Source organism: Aminobacter sp. Y103A (assembly GCF_030294925.1).
GTDB lineage: Bacteria > Pseudomonadota > Alphaproteobacteria > Rhizobiales > Rhizobiaceae > Aminobacter > Aminobacter ciceronei.
On the sequence record NZ_AP017986.1, the window covers coordinates 4,884,965 to 4,909,181 of the forward strand.

General features: G+C 64.3%; 25 protein-coding genes. 10 read left to right on the forward strand and 15 right to left on the reverse strand.

Annotated features, from left to right (window positions below; all coding sequences use genetic code 11):
* Positions 1 to 102: 102 nt before the first annotated feature.
* The 7 genes from Amn_RS23910 to Amn_RS23940 all read right to left on the reverse strand — a co-directional run bounded on the left by Amn_RS23910 (position 103) and on the right by Amn_RS23940 (position 5,589).
* Positions 103 to 498: a c-type cytochrome gene (locus Amn_RS23910; protein ID WP_067957437.1), complete on the reverse strand. Its 396-nt coding sequence runs from the start codon at positions 496 to 498 to the stop codon at positions 103 to 105.
* 140 nt (positions 499 to 638) lie between these two features.
* Positions 639 to 1,019: a cytochrome C oxidase subunit IV family protein gene (locus Amn_RS23915; protein WP_154385642.1), complete on the reverse strand. Its 381-nt coding sequence runs from the start codon at positions 1,017 to 1,019 to the stop codon at positions 639 to 641.
* Positions 1,020 to 1,028: 9 nt separating this feature from the next.
* Positions 1,029 to 1,751: a heme-copper oxidase subunit III family protein gene (locus Amn_RS23920; RefSeq protein ID WP_154385643.1), complete on the reverse strand. Its 723-nt coding sequence runs from the start codon at positions 1,749 to 1,751 to the stop codon at positions 1,029 to 1,031.
* Between the two features lie 12 nt (positions 1,752 to 1,763).
* On the reverse strand, positions 1,764 to 2,468 hold the full coding sequence (locus Amn_RS23925; RefSeq protein ID WP_154385644.1) for a cytochrome c oxidase subunit 3: 705 nt from the start codon (positions 2,466 to 2,468) through the stop codon (positions 1,764 to 1,766).
* Positions 2,465 to 4,237 (reverse strand): cytochrome c oxidase subunit I, encoded by a 1,773-nt coding sequence (ctaD, locus tag Amn_RS23930; protein ID WP_286292488.1) that lies wholly within the window; start codon positions 4,235 to 4,237, stop codon positions 2,465 to 2,467. Before ctaD ends, Amn_RS23925 begins: the two co-directional genes overlap by 4 nt.
* 70 nt (positions 4,238 to 4,307) lie before the next feature.
* Complete coding sequence (locus Amn_RS23935; protein ID WP_192314180.1) at positions 4,308 to 5,153, reverse strand: cytochrome c oxidase subunit II; 846 nt, start codon at positions 5,151 to 5,153, stop codon at positions 4,308 to 4,310.
* A gap of 238 nt (positions 5,154 to 5,391) precedes the next feature.
* Positions 5,392 to 5,589: a heavy-metal-associated domain-containing protein gene (locus Amn_RS23940; protein ID WP_067957421.1), complete on the reverse strand. Its 198-nt coding sequence runs from the start codon at positions 5,587 to 5,589 to the stop codon at positions 5,392 to 5,394.
* Between Amn_RS23940 and Amn_RS23945 the strand changes: the two genes are divergently transcribed.
* The 8 genes from Amn_RS23945 to Amn_RS23980 all read left to right on the forward strand — a co-directional run bounded on the left by Amn_RS23945 (position 5,564) and on the right by Amn_RS23980 (position 12,881).
* Complete coding sequence (locus Amn_RS23945; RefSeq protein ID WP_154385647.1) at positions 5,564 to 5,797, forward strand: hypothetical protein; 234 nt, start codon at positions 5,564 to 5,566, stop codon at positions 5,795 to 5,797. The genes Amn_RS23940 and Amn_RS23945 overlap by 26 nt on opposite strands.
* A gap of 63 nt (positions 5,798 to 5,860) precedes the next feature.
* Positions 5,861 to 8,383 (forward strand): heavy metal translocating P-type ATPase, encoded by a 2,523-nt coding sequence (locus Amn_RS23950; RefSeq protein ID WP_286292495.1) that lies wholly within the window; start codon positions 5,861 to 5,863, stop codon positions 8,381 to 8,383.
* A 110-nt stretch (positions 8,384 to 8,493) separates the two neighbouring features.
* Positions 8,494 to 8,757 carry a glutaredoxin family protein gene (locus Amn_RS23955; RefSeq protein ID WP_154385649.1) on the forward strand — a complete coding sequence of 88 codons (264 nt, stop codon included), beginning with the start codon at positions 8,494 to 8,496 and terminating at the stop codon, positions 8,755 to 8,757.
* On the forward strand, positions 8,754 to 9,773 hold the full coding sequence (locus Amn_RS23960) for a 2Fe-2S iron-sulfur cluster-binding protein (RefSeq protein ID WP_502874738.1): 1,020 nt from the start codon (positions 8,754 to 8,756) through the stop codon (positions 9,771 to 9,773). The genes Amn_RS23955 and Amn_RS23960 overlap by 4 nt, the downstream gene beginning before the upstream one ends.
* Positions 9,774 to 9,814: 41 nt before the next feature.
* Positions 9,815 to 10,249 (forward strand): hypothetical protein, encoded by a 435-nt coding sequence (locus Amn_RS23965; protein WP_154385651.1) that lies wholly within the window; start codon positions 9,815 to 9,817, stop codon positions 10,247 to 10,249.
* Positions 10,250 to 10,320: 71 nt separating this feature from the next.
* A complete protein-coding gene (locus tag Amn_RS23970) occupies positions 10,321 to 11,871 on the forward strand; it encodes a multicopper oxidase family protein (protein ID WP_286292499.1) in 1,551 nt (516 codons plus the stop codon).
* Between the two features lie 166 nt (positions 11,872 to 12,037).
* On the forward strand, positions 12,038 to 12,433 hold the full coding sequence (gene cueR / locus Amn_RS23975) for a Cu(I)-responsive transcriptional regulator (protein ID WP_154385653.1): 396 nt from the start codon (positions 12,038 to 12,040) through the stop codon (positions 12,431 to 12,433).
* 10 nt (positions 12,434 to 12,443) lie between these two features.
* On the forward strand, positions 12,444 to 12,881 hold the full coding sequence (locus tag Amn_RS23980) for a YqaA family protein (protein WP_154385654.1): 438 nt from the start codon (positions 12,444 to 12,446) through the stop codon (positions 12,879 to 12,881).
* A 93-nt stretch (positions 12,882 to 12,974) separates the two neighbouring features.
* On the opposite strand, the gene Amn_RS23985 is transcribed toward Amn_RS23980, so the two are convergent.
* Genes Amn_RS23985 through Amn_RS23995 form a run of 3 tightly spaced genes read right to left on the reverse strand, consistent with a single transcriptional unit; the run spans position 12,975 to position 17,329 of the window.
* Complete coding sequence (locus Amn_RS23985) at positions 12,975 to 14,045, reverse strand: ABC transporter ATP-binding protein (protein WP_286292503.1); 1,071 nt, start codon at positions 14,043 to 14,045, stop codon at positions 12,975 to 12,977.
* Positions 14,045 to 16,300 carry an ABC transporter permease gene (locus Amn_RS23990; protein WP_154385656.1) on the reverse strand — a complete coding sequence of 752 codons (2,256 nt, stop codon included), beginning with the start codon at positions 16,298 to 16,300 and terminating at the stop codon, positions 14,045 to 14,047. The genes Amn_RS23985 and Amn_RS23990 overlap by 1 nt, the downstream gene beginning before the upstream one ends.
* A 3-nt stretch (positions 16,301 to 16,303) precedes the next feature.
* Entirely contained in the window at positions 16,304 to 17,329 is a 1,026-nt protein-coding gene (locus tag Amn_RS23995; protein WP_182573794.1) for an ABC transporter substrate-binding protein, read from the reverse strand.
* A 196-nt stretch (positions 17,330 to 17,525) separates the two neighbouring features.
* On the opposite strand from Amn_RS23995, the gene Amn_RS24000 reads away from it, so the two are divergent.
* On the forward strand, positions 17,526 to 18,005 hold the full coding sequence (locus Amn_RS24000) for an NUDIX hydrolase (RefSeq protein WP_154385658.1): 480 nt from the start codon (positions 17,526 to 17,528) through the stop codon (positions 18,003 to 18,005).
* 153 nt (positions 18,006 to 18,158) lie between these two features.
* Complete coding sequence (locus tag Amn_RS24005) at positions 18,159 to 19,178, forward strand: LacI family DNA-binding transcriptional regulator (protein ID WP_182573793.1); 1,020 nt, start codon at positions 18,159 to 18,161, stop codon at positions 19,176 to 19,178.
* On the opposite strand, the gene Amn_RS24010 is transcribed toward Amn_RS24005, so the two are convergent.
* The 5 genes from Amn_RS24010 to Amn_RS24030 form a co-directional block, all read right to left on the reverse strand.
* Complete coding sequence (locus Amn_RS24010) at positions 19,136 to 20,863, reverse strand: metallophosphoesterase family protein (RefSeq protein WP_286292511.1); 1,728 nt, start codon at positions 20,861 to 20,863, stop codon at positions 19,136 to 19,138. The two genes, Amn_RS24005 and Amn_RS24010, sit on opposite strands and share 43 nt — an antisense overlap.
* A 29-nt stretch (positions 20,864 to 20,892) precedes the next feature.
* Positions 20,893 to 21,525 carry a dual specificity protein phosphatase family protein gene (locus Amn_RS24015; protein WP_286292514.1) on the reverse strand — a complete coding sequence of 211 codons (633 nt, stop codon included), beginning with the start codon at positions 21,523 to 21,525 and terminating at the stop codon, positions 20,893 to 20,895.
* Positions 21,526 to 21,560: 35 nt separating this feature from the next.
* A complete protein-coding gene (locus Amn_RS24020; protein ID WP_263005983.1) occupies positions 21,561 to 22,379 on the reverse strand; it encodes an inositol monophosphatase family protein in 819 nt (272 codons plus the stop codon).
* A gap of 142 nt (positions 22,380 to 22,521) precedes the next feature.
* On the reverse strand, positions 22,522 to 23,376 hold the full coding sequence (locus Amn_RS24025) for an inositol monophosphatase family protein (protein ID WP_286292518.1): 855 nt from the start codon (positions 23,374 to 23,376) through the stop codon (positions 22,522 to 22,524).
* Positions 23,373 to 24,179, reverse strand: a complete 807-nt coding sequence (locus tag Amn_RS24030) for an HAD family hydrolase (RefSeq protein WP_286292520.1) — start codon at positions 24,177 to 24,179, stop codon at positions 23,373 to 23,375. The genes Amn_RS24025 and Amn_RS24030 overlap by 4 nt, the downstream gene beginning before the upstream one ends.
* Positions 24,180 to 24,217: the final 38 nt, after the last annotated feature.

The window sequence follows — 24,217 nt, forward strand, 5'->3', positions numbered from 1 at the left end:
GCATCCCCCGTTTGGAGGATGCCGCACAATAAATGTGCATATGTTGCAGAAACTGCTCGCGAGGCACGAGCTGCCTGCGAGCATCCGGCTGCCGTTTTGCGGCTACTTCGACATCTCTTCGATATATGCAATCACATTGGCGATGTCGGTATCGTCCTTGAGACCGGCAAAAGCCATCTTGTTGCCCGGGACCTTTTCTTTCGGCATCTTCATGTAGGCGGCGATGTTGGCCTCGTCCCAGACTAGGCCGCCGGCGCCCGCCTGCTTCATCGCATCGGAATATTTGGCTTCAAAACTCGGCAGCGTGCCGGCCGTGCGGCCGATGACACCATGCAGCGATGGGCCGATCTTGTTCTTGTCGACCGCCATGTCGTGGCAGGCCATGCATTTGGTGAAGACCTTTTTCCCGGCGGCCGCATCGCCCGCCGCATGAACCGGATTGGTGGCTAGAACCGAAGCTGCAAGAAGGGCTTGAGCGCCCCATGCCGTCAGTTTCATGGCTATCTCCTCACTGTGGCCGGCGCATTGCGCCAACGGGCGCGATACTAATCCGGCGCAAGGCAACGCGCCATGCGCCATTCCGTTGCAGCTTGCCGTTGCAACTGCCGCGGCAAGGAAGGGCGGCTGGTGGACGTGGCTTATCCCGCGCCGAAGGACAGCACGCGGGTGATTTCGGTGTAGCGGGATTCGATCACCATGATTGCGACGAACACCAGGATCACCAGCGGCGGCACGATGATGGCGTAGCTCAGCGCAAGCCGCTCCCAGGCCATGTGCATGAACACGGCAACGATCAGTCCCGCCTTCAGCATCATGAAGATCAGGATCAGGCTCCATCTCAGCATGCCCTGAAGGGCGAAATAATCGACCGCGTAAGAGCAGGCGCTGAGGATGAACAGCCAGCCCCAGACCACCAGATAGAGCTTGATCGGGTGCTGTTGCCCTTCGGCATGCGCCATTGCCGGAGCGGGAGCCGCATGTCCGTGCAGCCCGTGATCCTGCGCCTCTGCCTGTGCCATCGCTTCACCTCACCAAAGATAGAAGAACGCGAAAATGAACACCCACACCAGATCGACGAAGTGCCAGTAGAGCCCCATGATCTCGACGCTCTCATACTGGCCGCGCCGGCTGGTGAAGAACCCCCGCTCGCCGGTCTCGTAATCGCCGCGCCAGACCTTGCGCGCGACGATCAGCAGGAAGATCACGCCGATCGTCACGTGGGTGCCGTGGAAGCCGGTGATCATGAAGAAGGTCGAGCCGAACTGTGCCGCACCCCACGGGTTCTCCCATGGCCGCACGCCCTCGCTGATCAGCTTGGTCCACTCGAAGGCCTGCATGCCGACGAAGGTGGCGCCAAGTAGCGCGGTCAACAGCATCAGGACCGCCGTCTTCCTGCGGTCGCGGCGGTAGCCGAAATTGACTGCCATCGCCATCGTGCCGGACGACGAGATCAGCACGAAGGTCATGATCGCGATCAGGATCAGCGGGATGTTCTGGCCGAACAGATGCAGGGCGAAGACCTCGCTCGGGTTCGGCCACGGCACGACCGTCGACATGCGCGCGGTCATGTAGGACAGCAGGAAGCAGCCGAAGATGAAGGTGTCGCTGAGCAGGAAGATCCACATCATCGCCTTCCCCCAGGACACGCCCTTGAAGGCGCGCTGGTCCGACGACCAGTCGGCGATGAAGCCGCGCAGGCCCGGCGGCCGCGGCGCGGTGTGGTCGACATGTCCCAGCGAGGTCTCGGCCATCGGCGTGTCCTCCTAGCTCAGCAATCTGCGGCAGATGTCGATGAAGTCGGCCGCCCAGCCCATCAGTACGGCAAACAGCACCAGCCAGACGACGAGCAGCGCGTGCCAGTACATGGCGCACAGCTCTGTCGTCAGCACGAGCCGCGCAAGCTTGTCGCCGCGCCATGCCCTGACATTCGCCCGGCCAAGTACGAAGAGCCCGCCGATGATGTGCAGGCCATGCATCGCGGTGATCAGGTAGAAGAAACTGACCGCCGGGTTGTCGGCGGCGTAGTAGCCGCCAGCGGCAAGATCGCGCCATGCCAGCAGCTGGCCGCCCAGAAATGCCACCGACGTCAGCGCTCCGGTCAGCAGCGCGAACTTGAGATTGTCGAGCTGGCCCTTGTGCGCGGCTACCACCGCGCATTGCAACGCCACGCTCGCCAGCACCAGCATGCCGGTGTTGAGCCACAAAAGCCACGGCATCGGCGTCGCTTGCCAGTCGGCATAGGCCATGCGCATGAAATAGGCGCTGATCAAAAGCGCGAAAATCGCGCCGACGACAGCGAGGAAGACCCCGAGCCCGATCTTCGCCGGATGCATGACCGGCGCTTCCGTCTCGGGAAAGGCGTCGATCGGACCGACCTCGAGCCAAGGCTTCGACATCAGCCGCTGCCGCGCCAGCCACCAGCCGGCAATCGCGGTGACCAGGCCCAGGAAGATCAGGATGGCGCTCATGCATGCCCGCCTTGCGTCGACGGGCGCGGGTCGTTCTGCGCGATGAAGTCCTCGGGCGCGCCGGGCACGCTGTAGTCATATGCCCAGCGATAGACGACCGGCAGCTCCTTGCCGAAATTGCCGTGCGGCGGCGGCGTGCCGGCGGTCTGCCATTCCAGCGTCGTCGCCCGCCATGGATTGTCACCCGCCTCCTTGCCGTGGCGGATGCTCCAGAACAGGTTGAACAGGAACACCAGCTGGGCGAAGCCGACGGTGAGTGCCGCAACCGTGATGAACTCGTTCAGCGTGTGAACCGACGGCGGGATGAAGGCGGTGTCGCCGAGCTCGGGATAACGCCGGGGAACGCCGACCAGCCCGACATAATGCATCGGAAAGAAGATCAGATAGGCGCCGATGAAGGTGACCCAGAAATGGAACCGGCCCATGAACTCGTTGAGCATCCGGCCTGATATCTTGGGATACCAGTGATAGATCGCGCCGAAGACCACGAGGATCGGCGCCACGCCCATCACCATATGGAAGTGGGCAACCACGAACATGGTGTCCGACAACGGCACGTCGACGACGACGTTGCCGAGGAACAGGCCGGTCAGCCCGCCATTGACGAAGGTGACGATGAAGGCGAGCGCAAACAGCATCGGAATGGTCAGGTGGATGTCGCCGCGCCACAATGTCAGCACCCAGTTGTAGACCTTGATCGCCGTCGGCACCGCGATGATCAGCGTCGTGGTGGCGAAGAAGAAGCCGAAATAGGGGTGCATGCCCGAGACATACATATGGTGCGCCCAGACCACGAAGCTGAGTGCGCCGATACCGACGATGGCCCACACCATCATGCGGTAGCCGAAGATGTTCTTGCGGGCGTGCGTGCTGATCAGGTCGGAAACGATGCCGAAGGCCGGCAGCGCCACGATGTAGACCTCGGGGTGGCCGAAGAACCAGAACAGGTGCTGGAACATGATCGGGCTGCCGCCATTGTGCGGCGACTGCTCGCCCATCTCGACGATCGCCGGCATGAAGAAGCTCGAGCCGATGGCGCGGTCGAACAACATCATCACGCAGGCGACGAACAGCGCAGGAAAAGCCAGCAGCGCCATGACGGTCGCCGTGAAGATGCCCCACACCGTCAACGGCAGCCGCATCAGTGTCATGCCGCGCGTCCGCGCCTGCAGCACGGTCACGACATAGTTGAGGCCACCCATGGTGAAGCCGATGATGAACAGGATCAAAGACACCAGCATCAGGATGATGCCCGGCCCCGTGCCCCCCGGCGTGCCAGACAAGATCGCCTGCGGCGGGTAGAGCGTCCAGCCGGCGCCGGTCGGCCCGCCGGGCGCAAAGAAGCTTGCCACCAGCACCAGCACGGCGAGGAGGTAGATCCAGTAACTCAGCATGTTGACGTAGGGAAATACCATGTCCCTGGCGCCGACCATCAGTGGGATCAGGTAATTGCCGAAGCCGCCGAGGAACAGCGCGGTTAGCAGGTAGATGACCATGATCATGCCGTGCATGGTCATGAACTGATAATAGGCCTCGGGCGTGATGAAATCGAAGGTGCCGGGAAAACCGAGCTGCAGCCGCATCAGCCAGGACAGCACCAGCGCGACGAGCCCGATGGCCAGTGCCGTACCCGAATACTGGATCGCAATGACCTTGGCGTCCTGCGAGAAGACGTACTTCGTCCACCAGCTGTGCGGATGGTAAAGCTCCATCTCGCCCACTTCGGCCGGCGGGATGAGGTCTGCTCCATGCGGCGTGACATCGACCATGCGTGCACCCTGTTGCTCTATGCCTCTGCTTTCGCGGTGAGGCCGCCTTCGAGCGGTCGCGCCGTGTCTCCTATTCCATGCTGGCCGTGACTTTGCCCCGGTCGACCAGCACGCCAACCTTGGCGGGACCGCTCAACTGGGCAAAGGTCGACTGCTGCTGCAGCCATGTCGTGTAGTCCTGCGCGGTGTCGACCATGACTATGCCGCGCATGAAGCCGTGCCCGGTGCCGCAGAGTTCCGCGCACAGCACCTCGAAGGTTCCCGTCCGTGTCGGGGTAAACCAGAAATAGGTGACCATGCCCGGCACCATATCCATCTTGGCGCGGAACTCGGGCACGTAGAAATCATGCAGCACGTCGATAGAGCGCAACAGCATCTTGACTGGCTTGTCGATCGGCAGATGCAGGTCGGCGGCCTCGACCACGACGTCGTCCTGGCCGTTCGGGTCGTCGGGATTGATGCCGAGCGGATTGTCGGAGCTGACAAGGCGGGCATTGGAGGTGCCGAGCTTGCCGTCGGCGCCGGGCAGCCGGAAGCTCCACTGCCATTGCTGGGCAACGACCTCGACCTCGGTCGCATCCTTGGGCACGGTGACGAATTGCTTCCAGACATAGAGACCAGGCGCCAACATCGCCGCCACGCCAATGGCAGTGATCGCTGTCAGCCAGGATTCGAGCTTCTTGCTTTCAGGCTCGTAGGCGGCCTTCTGCCCTTCCTTGTGGCGGAAGCGATAGACGCAATAGGCCATGAACAGAACGACCGCCGAGAAGACGGCGCCGGTGATCCAGAAGGTCGCAACGAGAGTGCTGTCGATGTAGCCCCAGTTGGAGGCTATCGGCGTCCACCACCAAGGGCTCAGCACGTGGAACAGCACCGAGCCAATGACAACAAGAACGAGTACGAGCGCTATGGCCATCCTCTGTCCTCCCGGCATTCCAGGGGACGCTGTCCCTTGAGGAAGGCCAGCCGCATCATAGCTTGATTTGGCGCGGAAATACTAGGGGATGAGGGCGGTTGCAGGTTGCGTCATGTTCGCGCGGCCACTTGTGGCTGCGGAAACTCTTGCGCGGCAAGGTTTATGCTGTCGAAGGCGAAGTCAAACCAAGCGGGCGGCGCACCGCCCCCGGTCGCGCCGCCCTTCCGGAAGGCAGGCTTCAGACAGCCTGGGCCGGATAGCCGGCGGCGTCGAGCGCCTGGGCCACCTTGGCGGCATCCGCCGCGGTTTCGATCGAGACGGTTTGCGCCTTCAGGTCGATGTCGATGCGGGCGGCAGCGTCCACGCTCTGCACGGCCTTGGTCACCATGCCGGCGCAATGACCGCAGGTCATGTCGGGAACATTCATCTTCAGCATTCAAGAAATCCTTGGTTGGGCCGGCATCGCGCCGTTCCTGCAATCTGGTGTTTCCAGCTACAGGAAGGTCAATCGATTTGTCGATCACGGATATGTTACCAGCTTGGGATTGCGCGAAAACCCGGAAGATCCGGCACTCTCCATCAGGAAAGTTCAGTATTTTCAGCATGTTGACCAAATCGACGATAATCGCAAAAAGTTCTATTGACCTTCCCAACGCTGGAACCCTTAGACCTCTGGGCCGAAAGTGATTAACTAGAGGTCCGCACCGATGAACGCTCCCTTGAACCTGGCAACGACAAGACAAAGCTTCCCGATCGAGGGCATGACCTGCGCGTCCTGCGTGCGCCGCGTCGAGAAGGCGATTGCGGCTGTCCCCGGCGTCGTCACGGCATCGGTCAACCTCGCCACCGAAAGCGCCGATGTGAGCTTCGACGCCGACGTCAATTCCGACGGCGTCATCGCCGCGATCCGCAATGCCGGCTACGACGTGCCGGCCGAGACGATCGCAGTCGAGATCGAGGGCATGACCTGTGCCTCCTGCGTGCGTCGGGTCGAAAAGGCCATCGCCGCAGTGCCCGGCGTGACGACGGCTTCAGTCAATCTTGCCACCGAACGCGCCACTATCGAGACGCTGGGCGGCACCGCCCGCTCGGCCATCGACGCCGCCATCCGCAAGGCCGGCTACGAGCCGCGCCGGACCGACCCGTCGGTCGCGGCCGCCAGCAGCGACAGCCGCGAAGAGGCGCGCAATCGCGAGTTCTCCCACCTCAAGCGCGACTTCGCCGTCGCCGCCACCCTCACCCTGCCGATCTTCGTGCTGGAGATGGGCCGGCATGCCATCCCGGCGCTGCACCACTGGTTGATGATGAACGTCCCCCAGCAGCAGCTCTACATCGCCTTCTTCGTGCTGGCGACCATCGTCCAGTTCGGTCCCGGCCTGCGCTTCTACAGGAAGGGTGTGCCGGCACTGCTGCGCTTGGCACCAGACATGAATTCGCTGGTCGTGCTCGGCTCCACCGCCGCATGGGCCTATTCGGTCGTCGCCACCTTTGCGTCGGGCCTGCTGCCGGCCGGCACCGCCAACGTCTATTACGAAGCGTCGGCCGTCATCGTCACGCTGATCCTGCTCGGTCGCGTGCTCGAGGCCAAGGCCAAGGGCCGCACCTCCGAGGCGATCAAGCGGCTTGTGGGCCTCCAGGCGAAGTCGGCGCGTATCGAGCGCAACGGCAGCTTCGTCGACGTCCCGCTCGATGAGGTTGTCTTCGGCGACGTCGTCCAGGTGCGTCCCGGCGACAAGGTTCCGGTCGACGGCATCGTGCTTTCAGGCTCGTCCTTCGTCGACGAATCGATGATTTCGGGCGAACCCATTCCCGTCAGCAAGGGCGAGGGTGCGGAGGTCGTCGGCGGCACGATCAACAAGACCGGCAGCTTCACCTACCGCGCCACCAAGGTCGGTGCCGACACGCTGCTGGCCCAGATCATCCGCATGGTCGAAACGGCCCAGGGCTCGAAGCTGCCGATCCAGGCAATGGTCGACAAGGTCACCGCCTGGTTCGTGCCTGCCGTGATGGTGGCAGCGGCTGCGACCTTCCTCGTCTGGCTGGTCTTCGGCCCCCAGCCGGCCGCCACCTTCGCGCTGGTCAACGCCGTTGCCGTCCTGATCATCGCCTGCCCCTGTGCCATGGGTCTCGCCACGCCGACCTCGATCATGGTCGGCACCGGCCGCGCCGCCGAACTCGGCGTCCTGTTCCGCAACGGCGAGGCGCTGCAGTCGCTGAAATCGACCGAGGTCGTAGCGCTCGACAAGACCGGTACACTGACCGCCGGCAAGCCTGTCATGACCGATCTGGACGTCGCCCAAGGTTTCAACCGCACCAAGGTGCTGGCGCTGGTGGCAGCCGTCGAGTCCCAGTCGGAGCATCCGGTTGCGGCAGCCATCGTCGCAGCGGCCAAGGATGAAGGCCTTGTTCTGGCCGAGGTCGGTTCCTTCGAGGCGGTGCCCGGCTTCGGCGTCAGTGCCAGCGTCGGCACCCACCACGTCGCCGTCGGCGCCGACCGCTACATGGTCAAGCTCGGCATCTCGGTGAAGGGCTTCGCCGAGACGGCGATCCGCATGGGGCTCAAGGCCAAGACCCCGCTCTATGCGGCGGTCGACGGCAAGCTGGCTGCGGTGATTGCGGTCTCCGACCCGATCAAACCGACGACGCCGCAGGCGATCCGCGCCCTGCACGACTTGGGCTTGAAGGTGGCGATGATCACCGGCGACAACCGTCGCACGGCCGAAGCCATCGCCGCCCAGCTCGGCATCGACGAGGTCGTCGCCGAGGTTCTGCCCGACGGCAAGGTCGACGCCGTCAAGCGCCTGCGTGCCGGTGGCCGGGCAGTGACCTTTGTCGGCGACGGCATCAACGATGCGCCGGCGCTCGCCGAGGCCGATGTCGGCATCGCCATCGGCACCGGCACTGACGTTGCGATCGAAAGCGCCGACGTGGTGCTGATGTCGGGCGACTTGCTCGGCGTGACCAACGCCATCGCCCTGTCGAAGGCGACGATTGCCAACATCAGGCAGAACCTGTTCTGGGCGTTCGCCTACAACGCCGCTCTCATCCCGGTCGCGGCGGGCGTGCTCTACCCGGTCAGCGGCACGCTGCTGTCGCCGATGCTGGCGGCGGGCGCGATGGCAATGTCGAGCGTCTTCGTGCTGGGCAACGCGATGCGGCTGAAGCGCTTCAAGGCTCCGGCCCGTGCTACCACCGTATCCGGCGCACCGTCGTTGGTCCCGGCCGAATAAGTCAGTCCAGCGGCCTGCTTGGGGGCGCGTGCGACCGGAACCTTCCGGCGGCACGCTCGCGCAATGAAGCAGGCCGCTTCTTCCCAACCCCTCAATCACGCGAGGCCACCATGCCGAACGCTCCCTGGATCGAGATCTACACCACGCCCACCTGCCCCGACTGCCTGGCGCTGAAGCGCTGGCTCAACGCTGAGAACCTGCCTTTCGTCGAGCGCGATCTGCGCAACCCTGAAATCGCCGACGAAGCCAAGCGCCGCACCGGCGTGCGGGTCGCACCGATCACCATTATCGACGGCAAGCACGTCTTCTTCGGCACCTTCCCGACCCAGCGCGCCGAGATAGCGGCGCTGCTCGACCTGACACGGGCGGCATGACCATGACCTACCTGACCCTGCCCCAACCGGGCCGCCGCATCGCGGTCGGCGATAGCAAGACGATCCTGCAGGCAGCGCTCGATGCCGGCATCGCCTACCCCCACAGCTGCCGTTCCGGCCGCTGTGGCGCCTGCAAGTCGCGCCTGGTCTCAGGCCATGTCGAGCTCGGCAAACACTCGCCCTTCGCGCTCTCCGAACAGGACCGCGCCGACGGCTTCATCCTTGCCTGCCGTGCAGTGCCGAGCGACGACGTCGTCGTCGAATGGCTGGCCGAAGCCTTCGCTGCTCAGCCGGCAGAGGCACAGAAGGCCGAGGTGGTCGCCATCGAGCGCATGACGCACGACATCCTTTCGATCCGCCTCGCGCTCGCCGATCGTACAAGCTTCCGCTTCGCCGCCGGCCAATATCTGTCGCTGGCGGTGCCGGGTGCACCGGCGCGCAACTATTCGATGGCCAGCCGGCCGAACGAGGAGCTTGTCGAGCTGCATGTCAGGGCCGTGCCGGGCGGCCTGACCAGCGGCCGGATCCACGCTTCGCTTGCTGCGGGCGACACCGTCCAGATAGATGGCCCGGCCGGTTCCGCCTATCTCCGCGAGGTGCATTCAGGCCCGATCGTCGCCCTTGCCGGCGGCAGCGGCCTTGCGCCGATCAAGTCGATCGTCGAGACGGCACTGCATCAGGGCATGGCCCAGCCGATCCATGTCTATTTCGGCGTCCGCGCCGAGCGTGACCTCTATCTGGTCGAGCATTTCCGTGCGCTGGAAAGACAGTTTCGCAACCTGAGCTTCATGCCGGTGCTGTCCCAGACCGCATCCGATGGCTGGCGTAACGGCTTCGTCGCCGATGCGCTGGCACAGGACCACAGCGACCTCACCGGCGCCAAGGCCTATGTCGCCGGACCGCCTGCGATGGTCGATTCCTGTTTGGCGGCACTTGGAGCGCTTGGGGTGCATGCCTTCGACATTCACGCCGACGTCTTCTTCACCCCCGAGGGCAGCGACAACAACGGCGCTTGACCTTGCAGGGGTGCAATCCCCATTGATAGGATATGCAATCCATGCGGCACATCGCAGACACAACCCGCCCTTTCCTCGCCAACCGGCGCGGGCAGATTGGCGCGCGCATTGCCGTCATGGACGACGGCAGGGCCAAGGCGTTCAAGATCCTGCGGCTGATGTTGCCGCTGGCGCTGCTGTTTGTCCTCGCGCTAGGCCAGGCAGCTTCCGCGCATCAGGGCGGCAGCCAGCATCAGCCACATGCTGCCCAGAGCGTATCGCATCATGCCAAGGCTGACATTGCCTGCTGTGGCGACCTCACGCAGGACGAGAAGGCATGCCTGGCGCAGTGCCTCGTCTCGTGCAGCTATTGCGCGCCGTTGCCTATGGCGACGGCCTTCCCCGACCTGACAGGCATTTCGCCGGCTCCGGCCAGAACCGAACCGCTCCACGGATCGATCGCCTCGCCGCATCTCCGGCCACCGTCCCTCTCCTGAACTGACGCGTTTGGACGCGCACGCCCCGGCACATTCCCGTGCCGGGAGACATCAGTTTTGGAGACAATGAAATGAACACCCTTTCGCGCCGCGGCTTCCTCGCGGCATCAGCGGCAACGCTTTGTGCTGCCGCAGTCCCGTCCCTGCTCATGCCGGTCCGCCCGGCCCGTGCCGACGGCCACAAGGTCATCACCGCCGGCAAGCGCGTCATCGAGGTCAAGGGCAAGGCCGCCAATGTCTTCGGCCTTCATCAAGCCGACGGCTCTTCCGGCATCGTCATGAATGCCGGCGAAAACTTCCGCGTCCGGTTGAAGAACCTCATCGGCGAGCCGACCGTCATCCATTGGCACGGCCTCACCCCGCCATGGCAGCAGGACGGTGTCGCCGACATCTCGCAGGAGCCGATCCCCGACGGCGGCAGCCACGACTACGACTTCCCCCTCGCCCGCCCTGGCACCTTCTGGATGCATTCACATTTCGGCCTTCAGGAGCAGTTGATGCTCGCAGCTCCGCTGATCGTTCGCGACCCTGACGAAGCAGGCCAGGACGTGCAGGAGGTGGTGGTTCTGTTCCACGACTTCACCTTCCGCGACCCGCAGGAGATCCTCGCCGAACTCAAGGCGGGCGGCCACGACATGAGCGCCATGGCGCCCGCTCCCGCACCCGAGCCAGCAGCCGGCGGCGGCCACGAGGGCCACAACATGTCCGGCACGGCGATGCCCAGCGGCCAGACAAGCCACGACACGATGGACCATGGCGCGATGGGCGCCATGCAGATGAGTGGCCAGGCGGCCGGCCAGATGGGCGGCATGTCCCACCTGCAGGACGTGCAGTACGACGCGCTTCTGGCCAACGATCGCACCCTCGACAACCCAGAAATATTCTCCGTCGAGCCAGGCGGACGTGTCAGGCTGCGCCTCATCAACGGCGCCGCCTCGACCAACATGTGGCTCGACCTCGGCAAGCTCCAGGGCAAACTCTTTGCGGTCGACGGCATGCCGGTCGAACCGGTTGAAGGCACGCGCTTCGAGTTCGCCGTCGCCCAGCGACTCGACATCCTGCTCGAACTGCCGAAGGAAGCCTCTGCCTGGCCGGTCTTCGCCGTGCAGGAAGGTGGCCGCATGCGCACCGGTGTCGTGCTCGCCGCCAAGGGCGCGTCGGTCGGCAAGCTTGCCGACATGGCCGACGAGGATTTCCCCGCCGTGGGCGTCAACCTTGAGCAAAGGCTGCGTGCCACCAAGCCGCTGTCCGAGAAGGCAGCAACTCGCAAGCACACGATGATGCTCGGCGAAGGCCCCAACTATGTCTGGACGCTCGATGGCGCCATGCACGGCCAGGACAAGCCGCTGGCGGTGGCGAGCGGCGACCGTTTCGAGCTGACCTTCATGAACCACACCACGATGTCGCACCCGATGCATCTGCACGGCCACCATTTCCAGGTGGTCGCCGTCAACGGCAAGCGTTTTGCCGGCGCGGTGCGTGACACGGTGCTGGTGCCGGCCAACATGGGTATGGTGACCATCGCCTTCGACGCCGACAATGCCGGCAAATGGGCGCTGCATTGCCACCATCTCTACCACATGGTTGGCGGCATGATGACGTCGATGGCCTACGCCGACTGAGCCTGAAAGTGGGTCGGGGCGGCATCAGCTGCCCCGGCCCATCACGATTTCGCCAGCCCCTTGAACTTCCAGTTACTGGAAGCTTTATATGACAACAACTCGCTCTCGAGCGCGGTGCATCCGGATGGACGCACAAGGCCGCTCCAGGATGCGCAAGGAGTGACAGATGAACATTGGTACCGCTTCGGAAAAGTCGGGCCTGCCGGCCAAGACCATCCGCTATTACGAGGACATCGGCCTGTTGCGCCCCGACCGCGCCGACAACGGCTATCGCGATTATTCGATGTCGGACGTGCACCGCCTGCGTTTCCTGCAGCGCTCGCGCAGCCTCGGCTTTTCGGTCGAGGAATGCCGCCAGCTGTTGTCGCTTTATGGCGACAAGGAGCGCGAAAGTGCTGACGTCAAGGCCCTTGCCGAGACCAAGCTTACCGAGATCGACCGCAAGCTCGCCGAGCTGACCGAGCTGCGCAACACGCTGCGCCACCTCGTGCATAACTGCCATGGCGACAGCCGCCCGGACTGCCCGATCATCGACGGCCTGTCCGGCCGCGTCACCCAGTAGCCGGCTTTCGATGACCAGCCTCGCCGCCTATGGCGGCCTCTTCGTCGCGGCCTTCGCCGCCGCGACGCTTTTGCCCGCCCAGTCCGAAGCCCTGCTCGCCGGGCTGGTCGTCAATGGCGGCTACTCGCTCGCCCTGCTGATCGCCGTCGCCACCCTCGGCAACGCGCTCGGTTCGCTCGTCAACTGGTTGCTCGGCCGCCAGGTCGAGCGCTTCAAGGACCGCCGCTGGTTTCCCGCCAGTCCGGGCGCTCTCGCCCGCGCCGAGGCCTGGTACCACCGCTACGGCCGCTGGTCGCTGCTGCTCTCCTGGGTGCCTGTTATCGGCGACCCGCTGACCTTGATCGCCGGCATGCTGAAAGAGCCGTTGTGGAGTTTTCTGGGGTTGGTCGGGGCCGCCAAGCTGCTGCGCTACCTCGCAGTGGCGGCGGCAGCGCAGAGTTTCATCTGAGACCAACCCGTCTAGACTGGTCTCCTGAGGCAAGGTCTTGGTCACGGCATGGCAACTGTGTTCAAGCGAAGCGCTTCGGTGCAACAGGCAACCTCAGGCCCTGATCAACACCGGTCCCCGTGCGGCGAACCCCACGCCAACGTCCTGCCCCGGCACGAACGGCGCATCGACGTCGGGCGACACGGCAAAGACCTCGCCGAACTCGGTGCCGATCATGAACTCGAGGTCGGAGCCGACATAGGTCACCTTATCGAGCCTCCCGGGAATGGTGCTCGGCGCGCCCACCGCCCGGATCTGGATCCGGCTTGGCCGCACCGCCAGCTTCGCCGGCCCCGGCCGCATGCCGCGCGCGTCGAGCTGCGTTTCGAAACCGCCTAGCCGCACAGTGGCAAGCTCACCTTCTACCGAGGCGATATCGCAATCGAAGATGTTGGCCTCGCCGATGAAGTCGGCGACGAAGGCATCCGCCGGCGCGTCATAGAGTTCGCGCGGCGTGCCGTCCTGGGCGATGACGGCATTGTTCATGACGATGATGCGGTCGGAGACGGCCAAGGCCTCCTCCTGGTCATGGGTGACGTAGACTACCGTCAGGCCGAGCTTGGTCTGGATGTCGCGGATTTCCTCGCGTACCCGGCGCCTGAGCTTGGCATCAAGATTGGACAGTGGCTCGTCGAACAGCAGCACCTGCGGCTCCAGCACAAGCGCCCGCGCCACGGCGACGCGCTGCTGCTGGCCGCCGGACAGCTCGCTCGGCAGACGGTTGCCGTAGCCGCCGAGGCCGACGAGTTCGAGCCCGGCGCGGGCGCGATCGCCGATCTCATTCTTGGCGAAGCCGGAGAACTTCAACCCGTATTCGACGTTCTCATTGACCGTCATATGCGGAAACAGTGCATAGGACTGGAACACCATCGACACGTCGCGGTCGGTCGCCGGCAGATGCGTAACGTCGGTCCCGCCGATAAGGATTTGTCCGCGCGTCGCCATTTCCAGCCCCGCGATCATGCGCAAAGTCGTCGTCTTGCCGCAGCCGGACGGGCCGAGCAGCGTCACCAGTTTGCCTGCCTCGACAAACAAAGACACGTCGTTGACCGCCGGCGCCGGGCTCTTGCCGTAGACCTTGGTGACCGCGCGAAACTCCACCGAAGCGGCGTTGCTCTTGATCATCAGCTCCCTCCCGAAAATGCCGGTTGGCTCACATTGGTGCGCGACTGCGAGAGTTCATGGCCACGGCGACCGATGTTGCGGCGACCGACAAGCAGCTGCATCAGCCCGACCACCGCCAGCATGACGCCGATCAGCACCGCCGAATAGGCGATCGCGATACCGTACTCGTTGTTTTCGACACGGCCGACGATGTAGCTCGTCGACATGTCGTAGCGGGCGCTGACCAGGAAGATGATGGCGCTGATCGCCGTCATGGCGCGCACGAAGGAATAGACGAGTGCTGCGACGATCGCCGGCCGGAGCAGCGGCAGCACCACCTTGCGGAAGGTCTGCCACGAATTGGCGCCCAGCGTCAGCGACGACTCGTCCAGGCTCTTGTCGATCTGCGACATCGACGCCACCCCTGCCCGCACGCCGACCGGCATGTTGCGGAAGATGAAGGACAGAACGAGGATGATGCCGGTCCCGGTCAGCTCGATCGGCGGCACGTTGAAGGCGATGACATAGCTCACACCGATGACGGTGCCCGGAATGGCAAAGGACAGCATGGTGCCGAACTCGAAAGCGTTCTTGCCGGCAAAATTCTGCCGCACCAGAAGATAGGCGGTGAGCAGGCCGACGGCCGCCGTCAGCGGCGACGAGATCAAGGCGATCTGCAAAGTCGTCCAGAACGAGCTCCAGGCCGAGCCCTTCCAGTGGATGCCGAACTCGTTCCAGCCCACCGCGAATGCCTTCACATAATGGGCGAAGGTCAGGCTGTGATCGACGCCCCACAGCTTGACGAAGCTGCCGTAGAAGATGGTGGCGTAGACGAAGATGGTGAAGGCGACCCAGAAGCCAGCCGTGGCGTAGACGGCGCGCTTGAGGCCCGCGGGCAGCTGCGGATGAACGCCAGCATCGCCCTTTCCGGACATCGTCGTATACGACTTCTTGCCGAGCCAGAAACGCTGGGCGTAAAAGGCAAGCAGCGTGAAGACGAGCAGCACGATGGCGAGCACCGCTGCCTGCGCCTCGTCATTCTGCGCGCCGACGATGGCGAAGAAGATTTCCGTCGACAGCACGTCGAAATTGCCGCCCAGCACAAGCGGGTTGCCGAAGTCGGCCATGCTCTCGATGAAGCCGAGCAGGAAGGCATTGGCGAGGCCCGGTCGCATCAGCGGCAGCGACACCGTCCAGAAGGTCTGCCAGCGATTGGCGCGCAGCGTCTGTGCCGCCTCCTCCATTGACGGGCTGACGCCTTCGACGACGCCGATAAGCACCAGGAAGGCGATCGGTGTGAAGGCGAGCAGCTGCGCGATCAACAGGCCCGGCAGGCCATAGATCCAGCGCGTCGGCTGGATGCCAAACAGCTCCGAAAAGGTCTGCGTGACAGCACCGGATAGGCCGAAGAGCAGGATGATGGCGAGGCCGATGACGAAGGGCGGCGTGATGATCGGCAGCACCGTCAGTGCGCGCAGCAGCTTGCCATGGCGGAAGCCGGTGCGGGTCACCATCAGCGCAAAGACGAGGCCGAGCACCGTCGTCAGCACCCCGACGAGCACCGCGAGGAACAGCGAGTTCCAGGCGACGCCGCAGCGGCTGCCGCCGGCCAGGCAGTCGAGGCTCCAAAGCCGCGGACTGAACAGCTTTCCGAGGAAGGTGGTGACCGAATAGCCGCCGTCCTCGGTGACCAGCGCATTGGCCAGCATCTGCAGAATCGGCATGAAGATGAAAAGGCCGACCGCCGCCACCACGAAAGCGATTGTCGAGACGACGAAGACGTCGCCGCCGACGGCGCCGCGCGCGGCAAGACCGACGGAAAACAGGAACAGGAAGGCGAGGCCGACCAGCAGCGCGCCATAACCCATGCCGAACTGGCGATCGCCAAGCTCGCCGAACAGTCCTTCGAGCCAGCCGAACTGCCAGCCCCGCAAGCCGATGGCGAAACCCTGGAACAGCAGCCAGGCAAAACCCGCGGCACCGACCGCAACCAGCAGCTTGCCGAAGATCGGATCGGATTTCGTCCGCCCCCACAAGAACAGCGGCGCGGCCAGGAGCAGACCGAGCGGCGCCAGCCACAGCTTCTCACCCTTGAGGTTGAGGATCAGCACCGGTGCGAACTCGCTGTCGAGCGGATAACCCTCGAACAGCCAGGAAAAGCCGAAGAACCCGTCTTCGACGCCATACCAGGGCAGCACGGCAAAGCCGAGCAATCCGACCACCGTCCAGAGGACGACGGTCGGATGCAGGCGGCCGCTTACGTCGCGGGAGCGCATGGATTATTGCGGCAGCGAGGAGACCTCCATGTCCCATTTGCCAAGCAGCCGCTTGCGCTCCTCGCTGGAGCCGTACTTCTTGAAGTCGTAGTCGATCAGCTTGATCGTCGAGAGATCAGGCGTCAGCTCGGAGACGGTCGCCGCCTTGTTCGACGGCAGCTGGAACGACTTCACGTCCTTGGCCTTGCCCTGCATGTCGGCGGACAGCGCCCAGTCGTAGAACTTCTTGGCCGCCTCAGCATTGCGCGCGCCCTTGATGATCGACATCGAGCCGATCTCGTAGCCGGTGCCCTCGCAGGGGGCGACCGTCACGATCGGGAAGCCAGCGGCCGTCTGCGCCACCGCATCATGCATGAACACGATGCCGACGGTGGTCTCGCCGAGGCCGGCGGCCTTGATCGGCGCCGAGCCCGACTTGGTGTACTGGTTGACGTTCTTGTGCAGGGCTTTCATAAACTCGAAGCCCTTATCCTCGCCCATCAGCTGCACCATCGTCGCCAGCGTCGTGTAGGCGGTGCCCGACGAATTCGGGTTGGCGATCTGGATCTGGCCCTTGAATTCGGGCTTGGTCAGATCGGCCCAGCACTTCGGCTCAGGCAAGCCGTTCTTGGCGAGCAAGTCCTTGTTGTAACCGAAGCCAAGCGCGCCAGAGTAGACGCCGATCGTCTTGTTGCCGGCCGCCTCGGCCTGCTTGATCGCCCAGTCGTGCAACTCGCCGCGCATCGGCGAGACATATTCCTCGGTCAGGTTTTCCTCGGCTGCCTGCAGATGCGGGTCGCCGGTGCCGCCCCACCACACGTCGCCCTTGGGGTTGCTCGCTTCGGCGCGCACCTGGGCATAGGTCTCGCCCGAGCTCTTGCGGGTCATATCGACGGTGATGCCGGTCTTTTCCTCGAAGCCGGTCTTGATCTGCTGGCACCAGGCCTCGTCGGCGCTGCAATAGAGCGTCAGGCTTTCAGCATGCGCCGACGCGCCGCCGGCCATCATCAACCCGGCCAGCGCGGCCGAACGCAAAAGGGCAGTTTTCATATCTCGATTCCCTCCACACAATTATTCGCCGTCTAACGATCTGTTGTCGCTTTGGTCACTTGCAGAGTGAGTGCTTTTTGCGCATTTTGCAATCGTGTTCATTGCACTATCTTGAGCGTCATGAACCCTAACGGGCCGAGGCGATACAATCGAAGCCGACAGTGCTTCATACCGACAAAGGAATGAACGGGCGAAAATGCCGAAGGACAAGAAGACCATCCGCAAGGCGAGCAAGGGCGAGCGCATTGCCCAGGTCGCTGCTATCCCGTTCCGCGTGAACGAGGGCGGCGAGCTTCAGGTCATGCTTGTGACGTCGCGCGGCACGCGCCGTTTCATCGTCCCCAAAGGCTGGCCGATGAAGGGCAAGAGCGGGCGCCAGGCCGCGCTGATCGAGGCGCGCGAAGAGGCCGGCGTGCGCGGCAAAGCCCTGAAAAAGCCCGCTGGCAGCTATTGCTACTGGAAGCGGCTGTCGACCAGCTTCGTCCACGTCGTGGTCACGGCCTATCTTATCGAGGTGACCGAGGAACTTGAAGCCTGGCAGGAAGCGGGTGCCCGCCAACGCGCCTGGCTGACGCCAACCGACGCGGCCGTGCTCATCGACGAGCCCGAGCTGTCGACCCTGATCCGCAATCTCACGCTCGCCGATCTCCTCCAGCCCGAGCCCGTCGCTGCCTGACAGCGGGCGGCGGGATTTCGGCTCGCCGACATTGCAAGATTCCGGGCTCCAGGATTGCAGACTGCCCGATCCGATTGTATCAGGGGATCAGTCCTTGCACATTTGTGCAAGCAGCCCAATGCGGTCGACGACCGACCCAAACTGGAGCCGCCGATGTCCGAACTCAAGCCGGGCAGGTCATTCGTAAGCGCACAGCAGGTCGCCGAATTGGCCGGCGTTTCACGCTCGGCCGTGTCCCGCACCTTCACCGACGGCGCCAGCGTCTCCGAAACCACGCGCAAGAAGGTGCTCGAGGCCGCCGAAACGCTCGGCTACCACGTCAATCACCTCGCCCGCAGCCTGATCCATGAGGACAGCGGCATCGTCTGCCTCATCGGCGCCGACATCAACACGCCCTACCATTCGCGCCTGATCGACGCGATCACCCGGCGCCTGCAGGCGATCAACCGCGTCGCCATGGTCATCAACACCTCTGGCGACACAGACAGCGTCGAAGCAGCGCTGCGCCAGACGCTGAACTACCGCGCCAACGCGACGGTCGTCCTGTCGGGCACGCCCCCGACATCGTTGATCAACACCTGCCTCAACAGCGGCCAACATGTCATCCTGATCAACCGCGACGATCATCTCGACGGGCCGGAAAACATCAGCGTCGACAATGCGGCGGCCGCCCGCGAGGCCTTCCACATGCTGCACCGTGCCGGCAGCCGGCGCATTGCTGTGGTGTCGTCGCAGGCCGGAACGCCGAGCCTGGTGGCGCGCGAGCGCGCCTTCGAGACGGCCGCTGGTGAAGCGGGGCTGGATGTTACCATCACGCGCGCCGGCCCCACCGGCTACGGCGCAGGTTTCGAGGCCGGACGACTTCTGCTCAGCGGCTCGCACCGGCCGGACGCCGCCTTCTGCGTCACCGACCTTTTGGCCTGCGGTTTCATGGATGCGGCACGCGTCGAGTTCGGCATGAATGTGCCGGAGGAACTCTGCGTCGTCGGTTTCGACGACATCGAGCAGGCAGGCTGGGCGTCATACCAGCTGACCACCTTCCGCCAACCGATCGTGCAGGTGGCCGATCACATCACTATGCTGCTCGACGGCGAGGATCCGCTGCGCCAGCGTGGCGGCAGCGTCAGCTTTCACGCCGACCCGGTCTGGCGCCGGACCGTACGGCCCAAATGATCCCTTGGCATCACCTCGCCAGTGGCGAGGTCGACGGAAAAGTCGCGTGACGGGGCACTGGCCAGCCAGTCGCTCAGCATCCGCATGAACGATGCCAGCCTGTCCTGAAGGCTTCCCGCCGGCCAGGCGCCGGCGGCGAAACGCGCGGCGAGATGACGATAGACCGCGATGCGCGCGGGCTCGATGAAGTCGAGCGCCAGCTCGCGGCCCTTGCGCAGCCTGTACCAGTCGACGATCATCTCAAAGAACGGCAAGTCCTGCAGCTTCGTCGGTCCGGTTCTGGACACCGAAGCAACGACCGAGGGTAGATCTTTCGGAGTCAGCGGCGCCACGGTCCTCGCCAGCATCTCCAGGTCGCCGAGGCAAAGCTGCGGCACGAGCGCAGCCAGGTCCTGCGGCCACTCCTTGGGCAGGTAACGGTGCCTGACCATCTCGGCGAGATGCCGGCTGACGAAATCGGCATGGCCGGTCGCTTCGGTCACAGCAGCCGACGTTCCCTCCTGCTCCGCCTCTACACGATAGAGGGCAAAGGCAATGTCATATGACGGCACGTCGCTGACGACCACCGTCTCGACCTCCAGTCTTTCGCCGGACATCTCTACGACCTTGTAGGCCGGTGGAAAGCCGACCATCGACGGCACGGCGATGTTGACCAGCCAGTCGTCGCCGTCGCGGAAGACGGCGGTGTCGTTGATATGCAGGTGGCCGCTGAAATGCACGTTGATGCCTGTGGCAGCTGCCGCCTTCGACACCTCCGCCCGCGGCGTGCGGCGCAGGAAACTGGTGTCGTTGAGCAGCCTCGCCTCGTCCGCCCAGGTACCGTTGAGCGGGTCGATAACAGGGTAGTGCGAGAAGGCGACCAGCCGTTTGCCCAACGCTTCGGCGCGCGCAGCAACGTCCTTCATCCAGTCGAGGACAAAACCTTTGTTGCGCGGCATCGCGTTCCAGCCGGCGTCCGTGCTGTCGTGGTAACTCTTCTCCAGCGTCGGATCGAGGTCGCCGTTCTTCGGCTCGAAGACATTGGCGTCAATCGACAAGAGCCACAGCCCCTCGACCGGTTCGACGAGGAACGAGGCGTCAATCATCCGCCGCATCGTCTGCCCATCCCCGGACACGATCTCGAAGGTCCGCGCCTCCAGCCTGTCGTCGGTGCCGAACGGGCATTCCCAATGAAGGTCGCCGTCGCGCCTGAAGAAGCCGAGATCACCCAGTGCCGGGATAGCTGCGCCATACCCGCCGCAATACATGTCGTCCGAGACGATGCGCTCGACCGAGCCGCCCTGCTCCGCCAAGGGATCGCTCGTCACCAGCATGTGCGATCCGTCCGGGTTGAGGAAGCGCTTGCTCTGGTGGCGGCCGTGGATCGCATAGAGATCGTGATTGCCGGGCGTCGCCACGAAGCGCAGGCCGAAGCGCCTGGAATACTCGGCAAGCAGCGCCGTCGCCGCGGCCATCGTCGACTGCTGGCCGTCATCGGTCAGGTCGCCGGCGATGATGACAAGCGAGATGCCGCGCCTGACGATGTCGTCGAGCAGTGCGTGCGTGGCATGGAAGCTTTCGTTGAACACCCGCGTCGACGCATTGGTGTCGGCCAGCGTCCGCAACGCCACCCTGTCCCCACGCCCCACGCTCTGGCGATTGTCGATGTCGTGGAAATGCGGGTCGGCGATGACGGCAATCTTCATGTCAGTCTCACAGCAAAACGAGCGCGCCGTCAGTCCTTGGAGGCCAGGGCCGGCGCAGGCAAGCCCTTGTCAATCATGGCGATCCATTGCGCTGCCTTGCGTGCGGCCTCGACCAGCATCGGCTTGGGCGCTTCATGCCATTCGTCGCGGCGCAAATCACGCCGGGTGCGCACATGGTCGAGCGCTGCATCCAGCGTCGGGAACTTGGCCGGCATCTCGACATGCAGGAACAGCGCCACCAGCGACACCGAGCGGCTGCGGCCGCCACGGCAGTTGACCAGCACATTGCCCTTTTCGCGACGCTTGTAGGTGGCCTTGTCAGGCAGCACCTGGCTCAGCGCTCCGCGCAGCAGGTAGAAGCCGGACAGCATCATGGTCTCGGGATTGCCGTGGCCATCGATAAGGCCGAGCTTGTAGTAGCGCACGGCGCCGATGCCGTAGATCGCGTCAGCCGCCTCCCCTTCGCCGAACGGCTCGGTGGCGTAGTTGAAGTCGAGATTGACGGCGCAGTTCACCACCGTGGTGATGTTCTTTTCCCTGAGCAGTTCGAGGTCGCCCGCGCCGTCCATGCCGCCGACATAGATGTCGATGCCGTAGCCGGCGATGTCACGCTCGATCAGGCTGAGCGCCGGGCGCTCATATCGCGGGCTGTTGCTGTCCATCTGGCGGCCTTGACGCTTGAGGGTATCTGGGACTCTCACTTGCCGGCCTCGAGCGCGATGCCGGTGGCCTCGCTCATGCCGAGCGCCACGCCGGGCGCCGCAGCCAGAACGGCCCCGCCCTCGGTCAAGCCGCCGACCGAAAGGAACGGCGCGACGACGCCTCCGGCCTCCCTGACCATCAGCAGCCCCGCCAGGCAATCCCAGGCATGCATGTGGAGCTCGGCATAGGCATCCGAGCGGCCATCGGCGACATAGGCGAGCCCCAACGCGCCCGAGGCGCCGCGACGGACGTTGGCGCCGCGCTCGAGGATGTTGGAGAGCACGTCGAGATAACGCGTGTTGGTCTTGCGATTCGACCAGCCGAACTCGACGCAGGCAGCATCGAAATCGCGCGTCTTGGCAACTGACAACGGCTTGCCATTGCGGGTGCCGCCATGTCCGCGGCGGGCGAAATACAGCTCGTCCAACACCGGGTTGTAGATCGCGCCGATCTCGGTCTCGCCATTGCTGACGAAAGCGATCGAAATGCAGAAATGCGGAATGTCGCGGGCGAAATTCGCCGTGCCGTCGATCGGGTCGACGACCCAGATGTCCGCCTTGATCGCCCCGCCGCCTTCCTCGCCGAGGAAACCGTCCTCGGGGAATTCTTCGGCGAGACGCGCCTTGAGGTGCCGCTCCACAGCCGCGTCCGTCTCGGTCAGGAAATCCTGCGGCCCCTTCATGTCGAAACCGGCCACGCGATTGGTGAACCCGTCGAGCGCCACCGCGCCCGCCGAACGCGCAATGTCACGGCAGAATGCTGCACGCCGGTCGAGGCCGGTATCTGCAGTGGTGGCTGTTGCGTGAACCGTCATTTCTATGCCGCCTGTGGTGTGGTTGACGTCAGATTGCACAGCTGTGCAAAATCGTCAACGCATTAAGTTGGATAATATTTCTGCAGTCGACAGAAGCGCAGAAAGCCCGTGATCTGACATCGATGCACACGCGTTCCAACGATCATGCGGCGTCTCGCGCACGGGCTGCATCGCGTTCGTCGGAGATGCGCCGCGCCACCCGCATCAACGTCGGATAGTCGGCACCTTCCCCGAGTGCGACATAACCGGGACACATGAAGGCGGGCACGCCGGCATCGACCTTGCCAAGGGTCAGCGGGTGATAGCTGCCGCCGGCCTGTGTGAGGATCAGCACCGCTGCCGCCACGTCCCAGGGATTGGAGCCGAAGCCGGCTGACGCATCGACCCAGCCGGCAGCGACATGGCAGAGGCTGAGCGCGCCGCTGCCCGGCCGCCGCAACGTCGAAAACGTCTCGACCAGTTCGGCGAAATTGGCCAGCGTCTGCTCGTGCCCATCGCGCCTGAAATCACGCGCCACCGGATAGCCCGTGATCAGCGTCGCATGTCGCTCGTCAGCTATGGCGCGCGAGCGCAACGGCTCACCATTCAACCAGGCACCGGTCAGGTCGGCCGCAAACAGGTTCCCGGCGACAGGATCATAGACCGCGCCGGCAACGACCGCGCCGTCAATCGCCACGCCGACCGACACACACCAGAAGGCAAAGCCGCGGGCGAAGTTCGAGGTGCCGTCGATCGGATCGACATACCAGCGTACACGGCCGACGCCGCTCTCACCTGCCTCCTCGCCGACAACGATCGAGTCAGGGACTTTGCCCAGGATGAAGGCGCGGATCGCCACCTCGGCTTCCCTGTCGTGTCTGGTCACCACGTCATGCAGGTCGACCTTGTAATCGACATCCATGTTGGAGCGGAACGCCGCCAGCAACGGGGTGCGCATCAGCTGTGCTGCCTGTTCGGCAACCGTCCGCAGGCGCTTCGACTCTTCGATGCTCGTCATGCCGCGATCCCGCACCCGGCTTCGCGGAACAGGCCGAGCAGCCCGACAGGATCCGCCACGATGGCATCCGGCTTGAGCTTGAGGTCATAAGGCAGGTCGTATGTACCTTTGGCTTCCATCAGGATGTTGCCGCCAATGCCGGCACGTTTGCCGCACAGCACGTCGCGGTCGAAATTGTCGCCGACATACCACGCCGCCTCCGGCTCGATGCCGAGCGAACGTGTCGCCAGCCAGATCATCTCGGGGTTCGGCTTGCGCAGCTTGACCTCGTCGCTGTGGACGATGGCGGCGAAGCGCGCGGTGAGGCCATGCGCGTCGAGGAAATCGATATGCACTTGGCCGCACAGCGCGTTGCTGACGATGCCGACCGGCACGCCTGCGCCATCTGCCGCGTCGAGCAGGTCGAGCATACCGGTGCGCAAGACACGCTCGCTCTTCCAGTTGCCCATCTTGCGGCAGAGGTCGTAGGCCTCGGCCACGACGACATCCCGCGCCTGCTGCGGCCAGTCGCCGGCGACGAAGTCGCCCCAGAATTCCTCGTGGCGCAGCTCGCGCGGCGCAAGCGGTCGCGACATCGCATCCTTCCAGTGCGAGTCGGCGATGCCGCCGGCCTTGATGTCGGCGGTGATCTGCTCGACCGAAAGTGCCGACACCTGCGCGCCGGCCTGGACGAGCAGGCCATGCACATGCAAGGCCAGCCGTTCCCGCCAGCCGGGCAGGTGCGTCGTCGATACGATCACGCCGCCAAAGTCGAGCAGCAATGCCCTGGGTGGCGCGAGCTTTCGCCCCGAAATGTCAGACATCATCACGTCTCCAGTTGTTCCCGATGAAAGCGGAAAAA